At 39.5% G+C, this 17563-nt stretch carries 13 protein-coding genes; 2 read left to right on the forward strand and 11 right to left on the reverse strand.

Features of this window, described 5'->3' with window-relative positions; all coding sequences use genetic code 11:
- Positions 1-230 precede the first annotated feature (230 nt).
- Complete coding sequence (locus B0B05_RS05860) at positions 231-587, forward strand: DUF2116 family Zn-ribbon domain-containing protein (protein ID WP_076782645.1); 357 nt, start codon at positions 231-233, stop codon at positions 585-587.
- A 112-nt stretch (positions 588-699) separates the two neighbouring features.
- On the opposite strand, the gene B0B05_RS05865 is transcribed toward B0B05_RS05860, so the two are convergent.
- From B0B05_RS05865 to B0B05_RS05885, 5 genes are read right to left on the reverse strand one after another with little or no spacing between them, the layout of a single operon-like run.
- Positions 700-1449, reverse strand: coding sequence for a succinate dehydrogenase/fumarate reductase iron-sulfur subunit (locus B0B05_RS05865; RefSeq protein ID WP_076782647.1), 750 nt, complete (start codon positions 1447-1449; stop codon positions 700-702).
- A 6-nt stretch (positions 1450-1455) separates the two neighbouring features.
- A complete protein-coding gene (locus B0B05_RS05870; protein WP_076782648.1) occupies positions 1456-3372 on the reverse strand; it encodes a fumarate reductase/succinate dehydrogenase flavoprotein subunit in 1917 nt (638 codons plus the stop codon).
- Between the two features lie 12 nt (positions 3373-3384).
- Positions 3385-4041 (reverse strand): succinate dehydrogenase cytochrome b subunit, encoded by a 657-nt coding sequence (locus tag B0B05_RS05875; protein ID WP_076782651.1) that lies wholly within the window; start codon positions 4039-4041, stop codon positions 3385-3387.
- Positions 4042-4057: 16 nt separating this feature from the next.
- Positions 4058-5488, reverse strand: a complete 1431-nt coding sequence (locus B0B05_RS05880; protein WP_076782653.1) for an anion permease — start codon at positions 5486-5488, stop codon at positions 4058-4060.
- A 21-nt stretch (positions 5489-5509) separates the two neighbouring features.
- Complete coding sequence (locus B0B05_RS05885) at positions 5510-6664, reverse strand: porin (protein ID WP_076782656.1); 1155 nt, start codon at positions 6662-6664, stop codon at positions 5510-5512.
- A 447-nt stretch (positions 6665-7111) separates the two neighbouring features.
- Between B0B05_RS05885 and B0B05_RS05890 the strand changes: the two genes are divergently transcribed.
- Positions 7112-8194 carry an MBL fold metallo-hydrolase gene (locus B0B05_RS05890; protein WP_076782761.1) on the forward strand — a complete coding sequence of 361 codons (1083 nt, stop codon included), beginning with the start codon at positions 7112-7114 and terminating at the stop codon, positions 8192-8194.
- Between the two features lie 119 nt (positions 8195-8313).
- Here the strand turns inward: B0B05_RS05890 and gcvP are convergent, their stop codons facing one another.
- From gcvP to B0B05_RS05920, 6 genes are all read right to left on the reverse strand, one after another.
- Complete coding sequence (gcvP, locus tag B0B05_RS05895; RefSeq protein ID WP_076782658.1) at positions 8314-11172, reverse strand: aminomethyl-transferring glycine dehydrogenase; 2859 nt, start codon at positions 11170-11172, stop codon at positions 8314-8316.
- A gap of 94 nt (positions 11173-11266) precedes the next feature.
- Complete coding sequence (locus B0B05_RS05900) at positions 11267-12268, reverse strand: NAD-dependent epimerase/dehydratase family protein (RefSeq protein WP_076782660.1); 1002 nt, start codon at positions 12266-12268, stop codon at positions 11267-11269.
- 120 nt (positions 12269-12388) lie between these two features.
- Entirely contained in the window at positions 12389-13420 is a 1032-nt protein-coding gene (locus B0B05_RS05905) for a phytase (RefSeq protein ID WP_076782662.1), read from the reverse strand.
- Positions 13420-16251 carry a TonB-dependent receptor gene (locus B0B05_RS05910; RefSeq protein WP_076782664.1) on the reverse strand — a complete coding sequence of 944 codons (2832 nt, stop codon included), beginning with the start codon at positions 16249-16251 and terminating at the stop codon, positions 13420-13422. The genes B0B05_RS05905 and B0B05_RS05910 overlap by 1 nt, the downstream gene beginning before the upstream one ends.
- A 183-nt stretch (positions 16252-16434) precedes the next feature.
- Complete coding sequence (locus B0B05_RS05915; protein ID WP_076782667.1) at positions 16435-16665, reverse strand: hypothetical protein; 231 nt, start codon at positions 16663-16665, stop codon at positions 16435-16437.
- A 118-nt stretch (positions 16666-16783) separates the two neighbouring features.
- Positions 16784-17560, reverse strand: coding sequence for an alpha/beta fold hydrolase (locus B0B05_RS05920; protein ID WP_076782669.1), 777 nt, complete (start codon positions 17558-17560; stop codon positions 16784-16786).
- Positions 17561-17563 lie beyond the last annotated feature (3 nt).

The raw sequence follows: 17563 nt of genomic DNA on the forward strand, positions 1-17563 counted from the left end.
GTAAACGAATATTTATATTAATCTAAATTTATATTAAAATTATTTTTAACTTAGAATAAGATTATAACCCTCTATTTTCCAGGTCATTTGGTGATAATTACCAAATGGTCATTTTGAGTAAAGATTAAAATCAATGTTTTTAAAAAAAATTAATATCTGAATTATTTTAAATACTGAATAAAGATTTCTGCAAATATTTTATAAAACTTATATCCTAAAACAAAAACACCATGGAGAACTTAACATGCCCGGAATGTGGCGACAAAATCGTCGGTAGATCTGATAAAAAATTCTGTTCTGATGCCTGCCGCAATGCATTCAATAACAAGCAGAACAAAACCACCACCAACTTTATGCGGAATGTAAATAACAAACTCCGCAAAAATTACCGTATCCTTTCTGAAAATAACCCGGAAGGAAAAACAAAAATCAGCCGCCAAAAACTTCTATCTGCCGGTTTTGACTTTGATTTTGTAACACAGCCCGTTACCTATAAGAATGGCGCCCAGTATTTTTTTGTATATGACCAGGGTTACAAAATGCTTGATAACGACTGGATCCTGCTGGTAAAAAAACAAAATGAATAACCACAAAAAATGCAACTCCTCCAATATAAAACTGACATTTTTTATTGGAAAAATTGCATTACGTCTGCAATCAAAAAGACAGATGAATTGTAATCAGATCAATTAAAAGACATTATTTCTTTCTGAAAAACAAAGATCTGTTGTATTCATAATTCATTCTGGCAATATTGAGTACCGATATACCTTGTGGACATTCTACTTCGCAAGCCTCAGTATTAGAGCAGTGCCCAAAATGTTCGGCATCCATCTGATTCACCATATTCAGGACACGCTCATCCCGCTCCTCCTTCCCTTGTGGCAACAGTACCATATGGGTAATTTTAGCCGACGTAAACAAAGCGGCACTACCATTTTTGCAGGTCGCCACGCAGGCACCACAACCAATACACGCCGCCGAATCAAAGGCTTCCTCCGCAGTTTTGTGTGTTACGGCAATGGCTGTAGCATCAGGCGCCTGACCCGTATTAATAGAAACAAAGCCTCCGGAAGAGATAATCCTGTCAAAGGCAGAACGGTCTACCTTCAGGTCTTTTTTCACAGGGAAAGCTTCTGCCCGGAAGGGTTCTATCACAATAGTCTCGCCATCTTTGAAAGAACGAAGATGCAACTGGCAGGTCGTCGTATGTTTGAGAGGGCCATGCGCAATGCCGTTAATCATCATACCACACTGGCCACAAATCCCTTCGCGGCAGTCGTGATCAAATTCTACAGGTTCTTCGTTACTTAAAATCAGTTTTTCGTTCAGTGTATCCAGCATCTCCAGAAAAGACATGTTGGCGTTTAGATCTTTCAGATCATAATTGACCAATTTACCCTCGGACTGGCGGTCTTTCTGTCTCCATATTTTAAGATGTAAATCCATAATTTTCTATTTATAGCTTCTAACTGTAGGTTGTATTTCTTCAAAAACCAAAGGCTCTTTAACAAGCTCCGGCTCGTTATTTTCTCCTGTCCACGCCCAAGCGGATATAAACTGGTAATGTACATCATCACGCAAGGCTTCACCATCCGGTGTCTGATACTCTTCGCGGAAGTGCGCACCGCAGGATTCATTTCTTGTCAGGGCATCGTAACACATCAGCTCACCAATCTCAAAATAGTCTGCCACACGGCCGGCTTTTTCCAGTTCGGCATTCATTGCATTACCGGATCCTGAGACTTTGACATCTTTGTAAAACTCTTCTTTCAGTTTTCTAATTTCAGCAATGGCATAGCGCAGGCCTTCGGCATTCCTTGCCAATCCGCAATAATCATAAAGCAGCTTACCCAATGTTTTATGGAAATAATCCACCGTTTTTGTCCCATTAATATTAATAAACTGATCGATCTGCTGTCTTACATTTTTCTCTGCTTCATCAAATTCCGGAGTATCCGATGCTATTTTACCTGTCCTGATCTCATTGGCCAGATAATTGGCAATGGTATAAGGCGCAATAAAATAACCGTCTACAGAAGCCTGCAACAAAGAATTGGCACCCAATCGGTTGGCACCGTGATCTGCAAAATTAGCTTCACCCAAAGCAAATAAACCAGGCACAGTCGTCATCAACTCATAATCTACCCACAAACCACCCATCGAGAAATGGGCACTTGGCGAAATCATCATCGGCTGCTTGTAGGCATCATATCCGGTAATCTTGAGATACATATCGAAGAGGTTGCCATATTTCTCCTGAATTTTGTTCTTGCCCTGCTCTTTGATAGCTTTGGAAAAATCGAGATACACGGCATTTTTAAGTGGCCCAATACCATAACCGGCATCAATTCTTTCTTTGGCAGCGCGGGAAGAGATGTCTCTTGGCGCAAGGTTACCAAATGCCGGATAACGGCGTTCCAGATAATAATCACGTTCATTTTCCGGAATGGTATTAGGATCTCTGGCATCGTCTTTTTTCATGGGAACCCAGATTCTGCCATCGTTTCTCAGGGATTCTGACATTAACGTTAATTTGGATTGATAATCTCCGGATTGTGGTAAACATGTGGGATGGATCTGAATCCAGCTTGGCGAAGCCATCAGCGCCCCTTTTTTATGCGCCCGCCAGATTGCTGAGCCATTACACCCCATGGCCAGTGTTGACAGGTAATAGATTTTGCCATATCCGCCCGTGGCCAGGATTACGGTGTGGGCAGCATGCCTCTCCAACTCGCCGGTATCCAGATTCCGGGCAATGATGCCTCGTGCTTTGCCATCTACAACAACCAGGTCAAGCATCTCGTGCCTGGAGAAAAGCTGCACGCTTTTTTTACCAATCTGCCTTTGCAAAGCCTGATAAGCTCCCAAAAGCAACTGTTGCCCGGTCTGCCCTCTTGCATAAAAGGTCCTGCTGACCTGCACACCACCAAAGGAACGGTTATTAAGATAACCACCATATTCCCGCCCAAACGGGACGCCCTGCGCAACAGCCTGGTCTATCAGGTTGAGTGAACATTCTGCCATACGGTAAACATTAGCTTCCCTGGCGCGGAAATCACCACCTTTTATGGTATCCACAAACATCCGGTAAACACTGTCGCCATCATTTTTATAATTTTTAGCCGCGTTTACGCCACCCTGCGCAGCAACTGAGTGTGCTCTTCTGGGACTATCCTGGAAACAGAATGATTTTACATTATAGCCCATCTCGCCCAGAGATGCTGCAATGGAACTGCCTGCCAGACCTGTACCCACAACAATAACATCCAGCTTTTTCCGGTTGGCAGGATTTACAATTTTGGCTGTTTTTTTATAATTGGCCCATTTATGTTCAAGAGGGCCTTCTGGTATTTTTGAGTTTAGAATCATAATTTTTCATTTTTATTTGGCTGTAAAAAAGACATAAACAGGCATGATCGCAAAACCAAGACTGATAATCACGGCATAAGCAACAGCAGCTTTATGAAACCACTTTACATACTTGGGATGAAACAGGCCCAATGTTCGGGTTGCACTGTAAATGCCATGAATAAGGTGGTAACACAAAGCAATCATAGATAATACATAAATAACCACATACCACCATTCTTTGAAAACAGTAACAACCAGAATGTAAAGATCCTTATTCCCATTACTATCGAGTGGAATGCTACCAAATTTGTAAACATACCAGAAATTCTGAAAATGAATCACCAGAAAAATCAAGAGTATCGTACCCAGAATCCCCATATTGCGTGAATACCATTTGCTGGCTCTTGCACGGCGGTCATTTTGATAATTACCTTGTGTTTTTCTATTCTTGATTGTAATAATCAGGCCGTCCACAGCATGTAAAATAATACTGGCGTACAACACATAAGAAACAATCTTGATAATAATATTGCCTGATAAAAAATGGGAATAGGTGTTAAACTGTAAATGAGCCTGCTCCTGCGGAAGAAACAGCTGCAGGTTTCCCAGAAAGTGTATCAGAAGGAAAAAACTTAAGAAAAGCCCCGTAAGGCACATAAGCATTTTCCTGGATAATGTAGATAGCATAATTTTGTTTTAAAGATTAATAATAACCAAGAACTTTCATCCAAAGTCCGCCTACAACCATATAAATGATAAGCAGGACCACACCAATTTCTAAGCCCCGAAGCCACCAGGCTTTAAGATCCACATAACCGCTTCCGAAGAAAACTGGCGCCGGGCCGTGACCATACTGTGTAAGAACGCCATAAATTGAACCCACAAACCCAAGCATCATAGCCAGCAACATTGGCGGCACACCTACCGCTACACCTACGCCCAACAGCGCTGCGTACATGGCTGCAACGTGTGCTGTTGCACTGGCGAATATATAGTGGCTGAAAAAGTAAACAATAACAATGACCGGAAATGCCACCTGCCAACTCAAACCGGATATTTCTGTTTTGATAAGGCCACTGAACCAGCCTATAAACCCAAGATCATTCAGTGAACTGGCCATCATCACAAGCACTGCAAACCAAACAATGGTGTCCCATGCTCCTTTTTCGGATTTTACATCTTCCCAGGTCAGTACAGAAGTTAACAATAACAAAGTAAGCCCCATAAAAGCAGTGGTAGTAGCATCAATAGACAACGCACCTCCAAAAATCCAAAGCCCTAAAAGAATGAAGAACGCGAGAAGCATCAGCCATTCATTTTTAGAAATTGGCCCCATCTCTTTCAGTTTTTGTGAAGCTACTTTGGGCGCGTCTTCTGTTTTTTTGAGTTCAGGCGGATAAAGTTTGTATAAAACAAATGGCACTACAAAGAAAGCTACCAGGCCTGGCAGAAAACCAGCTTCGGCCCACGACATCCATGTGATGTTAATCCCCAGATTGGCTGCAAACTTTTGGCACATCGGGTTACTGGCAGTCCCAGTTAAAAACATAGACGAGGCTATCAGATTCATATAATAACTATTCAACGTTAAAAACGAACCGAGTTTCCTGTGCGTTTCTTCTTTGTCCGGCAGCGAGCCAAAGTTAATGGCCATAGACTTCATAATCGGGTAAATGATACCACCGCCACGTGCAGTATTACTTGGTATAGCCGGCGCAAGGCATAGATCTGCAAGCCCCAACCCGTAGGCCAAACCGAGAGAGCTTTTACCAAAAATACGGATAAAGAGAAAAGCAATCCTGTTGCCCAAACCAGTTTTGATAAAACCTCTGGCAATAAAAAACGAAATCCCTATAAGCCAAATCACTTTATCACCAAAGCCTGTTAATGCTTTTGTAATCGACTTGCCGGCATCACCCGGCGCTAATACCTGTGTAAGCGCCGTAACGCCTAAAGCAAGCATACACATCGTTCCCATCGGTGCCGCTTTGAGGATAATCCCCAAAATAGTGGCTGCAAAAATCGCAAACAGGTGCCAGGCATCTTCTGTAACGCCTTTAGGTACCGGAATAAACCATAATAAAACCGCAATGGCAATTGTAATGGCTACATTTCTGATGTTAATTTCTTTCATGATAATGATTGTATTAATCGGTTAAAATCTGCTTTGTACCTGTATTATAAAAAGATTGTTGTTGTACTGCGTTGTATTAGGCGTCTGGTTTTTGTATCGGTCAAACTGCATCCCCAACTGGATTCTTGCACCATAATCTTTGAGGAACTCCAAGCCCAGCATTGGTGTAATGGTTTGCCTTGGATTAGAATTAATTTTATAATTCGTATCCAGATATTCATAACGGCAGGAGAACTCAAATGCACTTAAGTTTTTATGATGAATCTCATACCTCAAATTAGGAAGAAAATAAATCCCTCTAATCTGATAATCATTGATATTAGACGATCTTAAAGCCGGATCCAATGCGTAATAAAGAACATGATTGGTGCCTTGTTTGGCTTCCAGCTGCATGTCCAGACTCCATTTGGGATCAAATTGGACTAATGATGTCAGATCGGCGCCCAGCGCATATACTTTGTGAGAAGATACTTCTCCCACGCCACCGTTAAGCCCCAGGTTGAGCCCGTATTTTTTCACCAGGCCAAAAACCAGCCTTGTAGAATATTGCTTACCATTATCGCTGTCGTTAATCTGATTTTTACCATTACCATTCACCACAGACACGGCATACTTGAACGGCATGTTACCCAACTTTAGCTGGCCGTTGGCAGAGAGGCCAATCTGAAAACTCGTCCATCCCAATTTTCCAAATTCGGTATATTGGTTAGACCAGTTCAGGGATTTTATTATATCAATCGGATAAGTCTCCTCTATCCCAAACCATGGACGGAATTGCCCTGCCGTAATGGAGAGTTTTGGGCTGAAGGTATATTTCAAATAAGCATTCTCCAATACTCTGGATTTGGGGTCGTTTTTAAAATCTGCCAAATTGGCTAATACTACCACATTAGTCCTTTTGCTGATCTTCGCCTGCATCTGCACCCGCATATACTTAATCAGGAACGTGTTATCTGTGCCGCTTTGGTCTACATGATGCAGGCCATTAACATCTACATCTTTTGTAAGACTCTCCACATAACGCGCCTGAAAAAGGCCCTTGAACTGAAACTGCGGATATTTTACCACCTCTTTGGGTTCCTCAACTTTGGAACTGTCTGTGGTTTGTGATTTAGAAACTGCAAAAAACAGTAAAAGAATAGAGATAAAACCTTTTTTAAGAACATTGGATTTCATAAGGTTCGATTGTTTTTATATGGTTAATAGATAAGGCTTAATCGAAAACAGCTATTAATTATTTTTAATTAATCTAAACAAATTATGATATTATGCATAATCAATAACCTTAATCGTTATATTTTAATCAAAGATAATGATTAATTGTTTTATGTCATAAATTTAAAAAATAATTTAACTATTTACAATCCTATATTAGTTTTAAAATTAATATTATGTTAAAAATCATCTAAATTATATTAAAACTGAATCAAAAAAAACTATCTATTCAAAAATCAATAGATGTAGGTTATCAGAAAAAAAAATGTGATATGTTTTATAAATCTCTATCGGAATTTCATTTTATCAAAAAAATTGATGGTAATAGAAAAATAATTGAAGGAAAAACAAGATTTTGGCGTCATATTGATTGACTATCCTAATCGGTCAAAAAATATTTTCTCTTTTATGATTTACATTATCTTAATACTGTTGGTTTTAGCCATTTATCTCTATAATCATCCTGTTTTTGGAGGAAAAGCCGAAGGAAAAAGGCTTATGAGGATAAAACAGTCTCCCAATTACAACAATGGCACATTCCGGAATCTAAGCCCCACACCTGCATTGGCAGAAGGTTACAGCATGCCACAGGTCATGTGGCAATTTTTAACAGACAAAACATCTCACAAAAGGCCAGACCATATGCTGCCTTCCAAAAAAACCAATCTTAAAGACCAACCTGTTGACGATGATTTCCTGGTTTGGATGGGACATTCTTCTTATTATTTTCAGTTAGATAAGAAGCGCTTCCTTGTAGATCCTGTTTTCAGCGGGAATGCCTCACCCATCCCCGGAACTACGAAAGCGTTTGCTGGTTCGGATATCTATAATGCCGATGATTTTCCTCCTATTGACTTTCTTATCATCTCACATGACCATTATGACCATCTGGATTATAAAACGATTAAAGAATTAAAGCCTAAAATCAATAAGGTGATTTGTGGATTAGGCGTGGGTGCCCACTTTGAACGATGGGGCTTTGACGAAGATCAGATTATCGAGCTGGACTGGTATGATGAGGCAGAATTAGCAAAAGATTTCAGGATCATTTCTACGCCAGCCAGGCATTTTTCCGGCAGAAGGTTTAGAAGGAATAATACGCTGTGGGCTTCCTACGTTCTTGAGAGTCCCGGAAAAAGGATTTTCATTGGTGGTGACAGCGGTTATGATGTCCATTTTAAAGAAATTGGTGAAAAATATGGCCCTTTTGACTGGGCCATCCTAGAAAACGGACAGTATAACGAGAAATGGCGTTACATCCATACATTGCCCAATGAATTTGTGAAAGTTGCAGAAGATCTTAATGTGAAAAATGTTTTGCCAGTCCACTCAGGGAAGTTTGCTTTGGCACAACACCCGTGGACAGAGCCTTTGCAAAAAGTATGCGATAACTGCGCTCAGGAAAAGTTCAATCTTTACACGCCCCTTATTGGTGAAAAACTAAACCTCAACAGCGAGCCACAAACATTCACGCATTGGTGGAACGATTAACAAAAAGCCTCTCCATTTAAGGAGAGGCTTTGTTATATCAGACCAGGAATCCAGACATGAGAATCAGCTCTTAGCCTGCTCAACTATCTTTCAACAGTCTGTTATCTTTTTGTCAAGCACTACATATACGCTTCTATAGGCTCACAGGTACAGACAAGATTTCTGTCGCCATAGGCTTCATCAATTCTTGACACCGTTGCAAAGAATTTGTGTGTACGCACCCATTCCAGCGGATACGCTGCTTTTTCTCTGCCATACGGTTTATCCCAGTTGTCAGAGATAACGACCTGCTCGGTATGAGGTGCATTCTTAAGGACATTGTTATCTTTATCCGCATCACCGTTGGCAATCTCTTCAATCTCCTTTTTGATATTAATTAGCGCTTCAGCAAAACGTTCTATCTCCTCTTTACTTTCGGATTCTGTAGGCTCTATCATCAGAGTACCAGCAACAGGGAAACTGACAGTTGGTGCATGGTAACCATAGTCCATCAGCCTTTTTGCAACATCGGCAACCTCAATCCCCAAAGATTTGAACTGGCGGAAGTCAACAATACACTCATGGGCTACCCTGCCATTTTCGTTGGCATAAAGAATAGGGAAATGCTCAGCCAAAATCTCTTTCAGATAATTGGCATTCAGGATGGCATACTCGGTGGCTTTTTTAAGTCCCGATGTCCCCAGCATTTTAATATAAGCATATGAGATATTAAGAATCAACCCGGAACCATAAGGCGCAGCTGAAATCCCGTCAATAGCATCTTTGGTACCTACAGGAATATTAGCGTTGGTTGGTAAAAACGGAACCAAATGCTCTGCCACACAGATGGGGCCTACGCCCGGCCCACCGCCACCATGCGGGATTGCAAAGGTTTTGTGCAGATTCAGGTGGCAGACATCTGCCCCTATATTCCCCGGGCTTGTATAGCCGACCTGTGCATTCATATTGGCACCATCCATATAAACCTGGCCGCCATGCTCGTGAATCAGTTTTGTAATCTCCTTGATATTGGCATCAAAAAAACCATAGGTAGAAGGATAAGTAATCATAACAGCCGCAAGGTTTGCAGAATGCTGCTCGGCTTTTGCTTTGAGATCCTCAAAATCAATCTCACCATTTTCCAGGTTTTTAACCACTACAATTTTCATCCCGGCCATGGCTGCAGAAGCCGGATTGGTACCATGTGCCGACTGTGGGATAAGAACAATATTACGATGGCCTTCTCCTCTGTTTTTATGGTATTCGCGGATCACCATCAGACCGGAATATTCGCCTTGGGCACCGGAATTAGGCTGCAAAGAAGTGCCTGCAAAGCCTGTGATCTCTGCCAGGTCTTTCTCCAGCTGTTTGATCATCAGCTGATAACCGCCGGCCTGCTCTGTAGGTACAAACGGATGGATGCTGCCCCATTCTGCCCATGATAAAGGGATCATTTCGGTAGCGGCATTCAGTTTCATCGTACAGGAACCCAGGGAAATCATAGAATGGGTCAAAGACAAATCTTTTCTTTCCAGGCGTTTGATATACCGCATCAGTTCTGTCTCTGTATGGTATTTGTTGAAAACTTCTTCCGTAAGGATTTCGTCTGTCCTCAGCAACTCAGCCGGGATCGAATATTCTTCTTTAAGCGTCAGTTTATACCCTTGTTTTGCTTTGAACTGGGCAAAGGCATCAACTAATTTATTCAGTTTTTCTACCGTAGTCGTTTCATTGATAGAGATGCTTACAATTCCCTGAGAGAAGTAATTAAGGTTAATCTTCTGATCTCTCATCTTCATTCTCAAAGAGGTTTTCTCTTCCTCATGGAGCCTGAACTTTACCGTATCAAAAACCGGCTCGTCTACAATATCATATCCCAAGATCCTGAGTGCATCTGCAAGGGCATTGGTTTTATAATGGATCTGATCCGCAATAAAGTTGAGGCCTTTTGGCCCGTGGTAGACGGCATACATCCCTGCCATAACAGCCAGCAGGACCTGGGCTGTACAGATGTTGGATGTTGCTTTTTCTCTTTTGATATGCTGCTCTCTGGTTTGCAGTGCCATTCTCAACGCGCGTCTGCCGTACACATCCTGCGAAACACCAATGATCCTTCCCGGGATGTCTCTTTTGTAATCGTCTTTGCAGGCAAAAAAGGCAGCATGAGGCCCGCCATATCCCATCGGGATCCCAAATCTCTGCGTGGTGCCCACGGCACAGTCAGCACCCATGGTTGCCGGTGATTTTAACTTCACCAATGCCATTGGGTCACAGGCTACAACAACCTGAAGATCAAATCCTTTAGCCGAAGCGATAAAATCGGTATAATCCAGGACAATACCGTTTTTGCCCGGGTACTGCAACAGGATCCCAAAATAAGAATCGTTGAACTGATGACTGGCGTGATTGCCTACAATAATATCAATACCCAACCCTTCTGCTTTGGTTTTGAGCACAGAAATCGTTTGTGGTAAAACAAGGTCCGACACAAAGAACTTAATCGCATTATCTTTTTTCTGCGCTTTGCTTCTGTTATTGAAAAACATGTGCATTGCTTCTGCCGCAGCGGTAGCCTCATCCAGAAGAGACGCATTAGCCATCGGGAAACCGGTAAGGTCACAAATAACGGTCTGGAAATTAAGGAGCGCCTCCAGCCTGCCCTGGGCAATCTCTGCCTGATACGGCGTATAGGCGGTGTACCAGCTTGGGTTTTCCAGAATATTTCTCTGGATTGGCGAAGGCAAAATAGTGTTAAAATATCCAAAACCAATGTAGGTATCAAAATCTACATTTTTAGTTGCCAGATCTTTAGAATGCAAAAGCATCTCATATTCAGAAAGTGGCTCTGCGAGCTCCAGCTCTTTCTGCAATCTTATACTGTGAGGAATGGTTTGAGAAATGAGTTCATCGATACTGCTAACACCGATTTTGTTTAGCATTTCCACTTTATCAGCTTCGTTGAGGCTGATATGGCGGTTGACAAATTGCTGTGTGTTCATTTATAAACTTTAGATTAGATTTTTACTAAAAAGGTTCGTAAAAATACTAATTTTAAAAGAACTGAGCAATGAATAGCATCGAAAATGAATATCCCTATTCCCTATCAGAAAGGTAGTTTTTAAGATGAAAATCAATACTTTCGGCAACCGGGATAAAGTGATAGCTCAATACATCTGTAATTTTTTTGTTTGAGATGCGCGAGTCTGACTTTACCGCCTCCACATTAGACCGGTTCAGCAGCTTAAGCCCCGGCACAAGCCAGCCCAAGAGCGTCCCAATAATTGGTGCCAAATCAAGGAAAAAAGGAGCGATGATCCTGGCGCGGCGCAGACCTTCTGCCTGCCTTACCTGATCCGAAATCTTCTGGTATTTGTAATTTTCTGAACTAATAATAAACCGCTCACCAAAGGTATTTTTAGCCATTAGCGCAATGGCCGTCTTTGCCACATCGCGGACATCCACATAAGACGTGCCACCCGGGAAAGTTACAGGCAATGCAGACTTGGCCATCAGGTCCCCGCTGCTGCTGCCCCAGTTTCCGGAGCCTATAATCAGTCCCGGATTGATAATAATGGTATTAAGGCCTTCGGCAGATGCCCTCCAGACTTCCATCTCAGACAGATGCTTGGAAATCGCGTAGCCGGAGTGTTGCAGCTTTGGGTTAAAATCAGAGTTTTCATCCATCATCCCGGCTTCATTATAACCATCCAATACCGCAATAGAACTTACAAAAAGGAACTTTTTAACCTTGGTACTGTCTATAGCGTACAGCAGATTTTTGGTACCTTCTATATTGGTTTTAAAAAGTTCTTTATCGTCTCTGGGGTTGAAACTGACTTTTGCAGCACAATGGTACACCTCATCTACACCTTTCAAAGCCTCCTGAAGAGACTCGATAGATTCGAAATCGGTATCAATCCATTGGATTTTATCGAAATAAAAATCCGGCTTATCTGTATAAAAACGATAGGACGCTCTTACTTCTTTCAGATTGCTAGAAGGTCTTTTTGTTGCGCGAACTTCTTTTCCTTGCTTTAAAAGTTCAAGAACAAACACTCTTCCGAGTATTCCTGTAGCGCCGGTGACTAAAACCATATGTGCAAATATAGCGAAATTGTAGATTTATGAAATGATTTTTAATCACATAAAATAAGAAAAGCTGCATTATTTACCAATGCAGCTTTTGTGTAAGAATTTCAGATAATCCTCTTGTTTTTATTTTTTATTTTGTTGTGCCAAAATAAGAGCTTCTATATCTCTCCAATCGTAGATGTGAAAAACTTTTCCGTTGCTCATTGCTACAAACATACCTTTAGGAAAATCTGGTCCAAAATTAACATTACTAACATCCGATCCATCACTTTCTTTAGTAGAAACTGGTATGATAGCAATCCTTTGGTATGTATTTTTATTAGTATCTCCTTCACGTCTATAGACATTAAAAGTATTGGCTTGCTGATCTGAGACCAAAATATAACCTGTTTTCTCACCTGTTGGATAAATAGAAATCCCTTCGATATCTGATTTGAAATCATTGGTACCAAATAAAGCTAATTGTTCATTAGAAGCTGATGGATCTGCATTATATTTATGAATCCCGTATTGTTCATCAGAATAATATATTACTCCCAAAGCATCATCTACTGCAATAGATTCTATTTCTTTTTTACCTGAGTATTCGCCAAACTTACGAACGAGCTCTCCAATTACTTGTCCATTACCATCATCTTTCAGTAGATATTGATACAAATACGAGCCAGAAGGTCCTGTTTTTCTCCCAACAACTGCATAAATTTGTTGTGTTGCAGGGTTTTTATATAATGCAATACCCATTGGACTTTTTTGATCGCTATCTTCGAAAACAGAAATCCCTCCGTTATCTATTGGTTTTAGATCTGGCACCGAAAAAACACGTATTTTGTTAGTTTCGCGCTCTGTAAATACAGCGATATCCATTTTTTTACCACCTACTTCTAATCCATATTCTACATCAATGTTGTTGGGACGTTGTATCCCCAAAACTTTATTTACAATCTTACCTTTTAAATCGTAAACATAAATCCCTCCATTGGTTTCTTTGTCTGTACCTAAAATTAAACTTTTGGAGGCATCTTGTGGATTAATCCAAAATGCTGGATCATCTGTATCAAACTGAACTTTTTGTGTTTTATAAACTGGTTTAACCTTCATAGATGTACATTGTACCATCAAAAAAGAAACCGAAGCTATCAATAATATCTTTTTCATTAAAAATCGAATTTTAGTCCTACGTTGTATCTTGGTTTATAATATTCCATTTGCATTGTTCTGTTCTTTTCGCCTTGGTAATATCTTAATGGTTGATTGGTAAGATTATTAGCTTCAACAAAGAATCTTATTTTTTCTGTGATGGCATAAGATACGTTAGCGTCTAAGAAGGTTTGTTTATCATAGTAACGGTCATCAAAAGCAACACCTCCAATCTCATCTAAATAAGAAGCTGTATAGTTAAGCGATACACGCGCGGAGAATCTTTTGTTTTCCCAAGATAAGGACGAGTTAAACATATGTGGTGCTGTTCCTGGCAACATAAGACCTTCTCTTTGTACATCATCTCCTACAATACCTTTGGCTTTGGAATGTGTATAAGTATAATTGGCATAAATCCCAAAATAACTAAGAAAACCAGGTAGAAAATCTAGTTGTCTCTGCAAAGCAACTTCAAAACCATAAACGTCTACACTTTGTCCGTTTCTGGCTTGTGAAAATACGTAGGTGTTATCTGCTCCCAAATCATTAGCGAGATCAGGAAACTGTTGTGTAAACTTGTCTCTTGTAAAATTTTGATCGATGTAATTAAAGATAAATTTATTAATCTTTTTGTAAAAACCACCAATTGATATTAATCCCACTGATTTGAAATAGTACTCTCCCATTACATCGAAGTTATGAGCATAAGAAGCTTTCAAATCTGGATTACCTGCATGTATTTGTGCATCTTCTCCTGGTGTAATATTCACAAATGGAGACAAATTGTAATAACCTGGTCTTGCCAAAGAAGTTGTATAAGCAGCCCTAAGAACCATATCATCTGTTGGCGTATACTTGAAGGTAATGCTTGGCAAATAATTGGTATAGTCGTTTTTGATTTTTCTCTCACCTTCTAACATTACATCATCATCTTCGGTTTTGGTGATATTACCAGTATACTCTGTGTGGGTATTTTCTAAACGAAGACCTGCAATGAAAGAAAAATCATCCGTAATATTTTGGTCCCAACGGATATATCCAGCATAGATTTGCTCTTTGGCTTTGTAATTTACGCCTAGATATTCTGCAGGATTACTTTCTGAAGAAAACATTCCTGTATTGTATAAATCCAAATTGCCTAATAATTGTTTTGATGCAAAATATCCTGGGATATACTTGCTATTTGGAGACCAATTTTTACCATCCCAATAGACTGGATTAATTTTATCCATTGTGGCTAAGCTGGTGTTGGCATCGGTTGGAGTATAGTCATTAAAACTGTTCTCTCTTTCTTTTTGTTTGATTCTTGTTTTTGCTCCAAATCTCAATCTGCCTTTTTGCTCTGATATGATATTAAGCGGAATTCTAAGATCTACTTTCCCCGTAATCTCATCTTCATAAGTATGACCAAACTGCTCCGTAAGTGTTCGGAATTTAAAGGATTTGAGTGTAGGTTCTGTTGTTGGCGTTAGTAATGGTTCTTTCTCACTATCATAACCAGAAAGTGCTACTCCCTTTGACTGATAATCTATATAACGTTCATTAGGGCGGTCTTCGGACGCTCGTGAATAACCTCCAGACCAATTTAATTGTAGCTGAGAACCCAACAAATGTTCACCATTGATAAAATAGTTTTGCATAATCTGGCGTTCTAGCCTTGCCGCTTTACTTTTATCAGTATCTATACCACCTTTGGTTTGTGCTCTAAGATCAGCTTTGTAACCAGTAATAAGACTTTCATCTGTTTTGTCGTAGATAGGTGTAACTTTATTAAATCTCAGTCTATACCTATTTTCCCAATCGTCTCGCCAGTTATAAACAGCACCAGCTTTGATGATATTTTTATCATTAATTTTAAAATCAAAATTAGCCCCTAAACTTTTACGCTCTCTTCTTACATCATATTTGCGAATATCCATCTCTCTGATGTAAGCATTACCAAATTTATCTTGCGCCCAAACACCTTCTACATTATCAGACCCATAATCTTGATTATTATAAGAACCGTTGAAAACAAACCCAAATTTTTTACCAAAATAACGGTTACCATACATAAAAGCTGTATTACTAGATACTTTATCTCTAATAGGATTATAACCCCCAGCCGCGGTAAGAGATATTCTTTCTTTGTTTGGTGCAGTTCTTGTGATGAGATTTACGGAGCCTCCAATGGCGTCTGCATCCATATCTGGCGTTAAGGTTTTGTTAACTTCGATAAGTTGAATCATATCGGAAGGAATTAGATCCATCTGAACTCGTCTATTATTACCTTCTGCTGACGGAATTCTGTTTCCATTGAGAGTAACTGAGTTAAGTTCTGGAGCCAAACCTCTAATAATAATATCTCTAGCTTCACCTTGGTCATTTTGCATCGTAATCCCAGGTACTCGTTTTAAAGCATCTCCGATATTAGAATCCGGAAATTTCCCTACCTGATCAGACGAAACAATATTGGTGATATTAGAATTATTTTTCTGCGTATTTAGGGCTCTAGCTTGGTTTTGTCTGCTAATACCAAGAAGCCGAACCTCTTTTATTGTAGTTGATTTATTTTTATCAAACAAAACATCTACGCTAGTATTATTCTCGGATTTCACAACTACTGTTGATTGCTGACTGCCATAACCAATATAATCTACGGTTAGCGTATAGGTTCCTTCTGGAACATTAAGGAAGACATAATCGCCTGTAGCATCAGATATTGTGTAATAATTACCAGGTGTTAAAGTTAGTTTTGCCCCAGGCAAAGGAATTTGGTTACTATCATTAATAATCCCAGAGATACTACCTTTTTGCGCAAACACAAAAACTGTTGCACAAAAAAGTACAGTTGTAATAAGCTTTTTCATTTAGATTTATTTGCGGACAAAAATAAGATTGCGCTCTTCTAAACTTATTAATACAACTTAAATCATATAATAATTCTATTAAAATTAAATATCAATAGGATTTAATAAATAATTTTCAATCAATTTATCTTTCATCTTGGATAAATTGATTGAAAAATTTACAAAATTTGCTGAGTGATCAAGTTAAGTCTGTTTCTTTCTTTTGAAAATCTGAAGCAAAAGAAAACAATTCAAAACAGAATAAGCTAGAATTACACCAATGAAAAACCAAAAACTTCTACCTTCCAAAAACCATTCTCCATTTCCAGAAAACGAATCTCTGAGAGCGAAAAACATCAGCACAATCAAAAACAGATTGATGACAACAGAAAAAATCAAAATGATTTTATAAATGGTTTCTTGGTATTTTTTCATTTAGGAATTACAAAGATACTTCAAAGTTTTTTATAATTTAAAACCACATAGACACATAGAGATGATTCTTTTCAGCTTAATTAGAATTTAAATCTATGTTTCTATATGGTTAATATTCTTAATTCTGTAAAAATTCTTTCACAGCCGCATTGAAATCAACAGGATTATTAGCCTGAACCCAATGTTCTGCATTTTTGATTTTGATGAGTTTGTAATTCGGGAATTGTTGTCTGATGAGAAACTCGTCTTGTGGAAGAATATAATTGGAATTAGCTCCGGCAATGAACAAAGTCGGACCACCAAAAACACCGAATTTAATTGCATTAGAAACAAACTCAGTATATTTTGAAGCCAAAGTTTCAAGATTGAATCTCCAAGCTAATTTTTTATCCTCTGTCCAGTACAGGTTTTTCATCAGGAACTGAATCACAAACTTCTCGTGAATGTATTCGCCTAAAACGTTTTCAACATCCTGTCTTGATTCAACCTTATTAAAATCCACAGATTGCAACGCTTTGATGATTCCCTGATGATGCGGAGGATAAGCCTTGGGGGAAATATCTGCAACAATTAGTTTTTCAACTCTTTCAGGAAAGTTAATGGCGAATTGCATCACCGCTTTTCCACCTAATGAATGTCCTAATAGATTGGCTTTTTGAATGTTATGAGCGTCAAGATAATTCAGAATATCATTCGCCAAATCATCATGTGTCATAGAATCTGAATGAAAACTACGACCGTGATTTCTTAAATCCAACAAATGCGTCGGCATCAATTCTCCAAATTCTTTCCCAAAACTTCCCCAATTATCCAGCATTCCGAACAATCCATGAAAAACCAAAAGTGGCGTTTCTGTTCTTTCTTCTCCGTATATTTTTGAATGTAAAATGTCCATTAT

It is taken from the genome of Epilithonimonas bovis DSM 19482 (assembly GCF_900108115.1).
GTDB lineage: Bacteria > Bacteroidota > Bacteroidia > Flavobacteriales > Weeksellaceae > Epilithonimonas > Epilithonimonas bovis.

What these genes read in the sequence shown, in the direction of transcription:
- B0B05_RS05860 (WP_076782645.1), top strand. Translation starts at nt 231, where the DNA reads ATGGAGAACTTAACATGCCCGGAATGTGGCGACAAAATCGTCGGTAGA.
- B0B05_RS05865 (WP_076782647.1), bottom strand. Translation starts at nt 1,449, where the DNA reads ATGGATTTACATCTTAAAATATGGAGACAGAAAGACCGCCAGTCCGAG.
- B0B05_RS05870 (WP_076782648.1), bottom strand. Translation starts at nt 3,372, where the DNA reads ATGATTCTAAACTCAAAAATACCAGAAGGCCCTCTTGAACATAAATGG.
- B0B05_RS05875 (WP_076782651.1), bottom strand. Translation starts at nt 4,041, where the DNA reads ATGCTATCTACATTATCCAGGAAAATGCTTATGTGCCTTACGGGGCTT.
- B0B05_RS05880 (WP_076782653.1), bottom strand. Translation starts at nt 5,488, where the DNA reads ATGAAAGAAATTAACATCAGAAATGTAGCCATTACAATTGCCATTGCG.
- B0B05_RS05885 (WP_076782656.1), bottom strand. Translation starts at nt 6,664, where the DNA reads ATGAAATCCAATGTTCTTAAAAAAGGTTTTATCTCTATTCTTTTACTG.
- B0B05_RS05890 (WP_076782761.1), top strand. Translation starts at nt 7,112, where the DNA reads ATGATTTACATTATCTTAATACTGTTGGTTTTAGCCATTTATCTCTAT.
- gcvP (WP_076782658.1), bottom strand. Translation starts at nt 11,172, where the DNA reads ATGAACACACAGCAATTTGTCAACCGCCATATCAGCCTCAACGAAGCT.
- B0B05_RS05900 (WP_076782660.1), bottom strand. Translation starts at nt 12,268, where the DNA reads ATGGTTTTAGTCACCGGCGCTACAGGAATACTCGGAAGAGTGTTTGTT.
- B0B05_RS05905 (WP_076782662.1), bottom strand. Translation starts at nt 13,420, where the DNA reads ATGAAAAAGATATTATTGATAGCTTCGGTTTCTTTTTTGATGGTACAA.
- B0B05_RS05910 (WP_076782664.1), bottom strand. Translation starts at nt 16,251, where the DNA reads ATGAAAAAGCTTATTACAACTGTACTTTTTTGTGCAACAGTTTTTGTG.
- B0B05_RS05915 (WP_076782667.1), bottom strand. Translation starts at nt 16,665, where the DNA reads ATGAAAAAATACCAAGAAACCATTTATAAAATCATTTTGATTTTTTCT.
- B0B05_RS05920 (WP_076782669.1), bottom strand. Translation starts at nt 17,560, where the DNA reads ATGGACATTTTACATTCAAAAATATACGGAGAAGAAAGAACAGAAACG.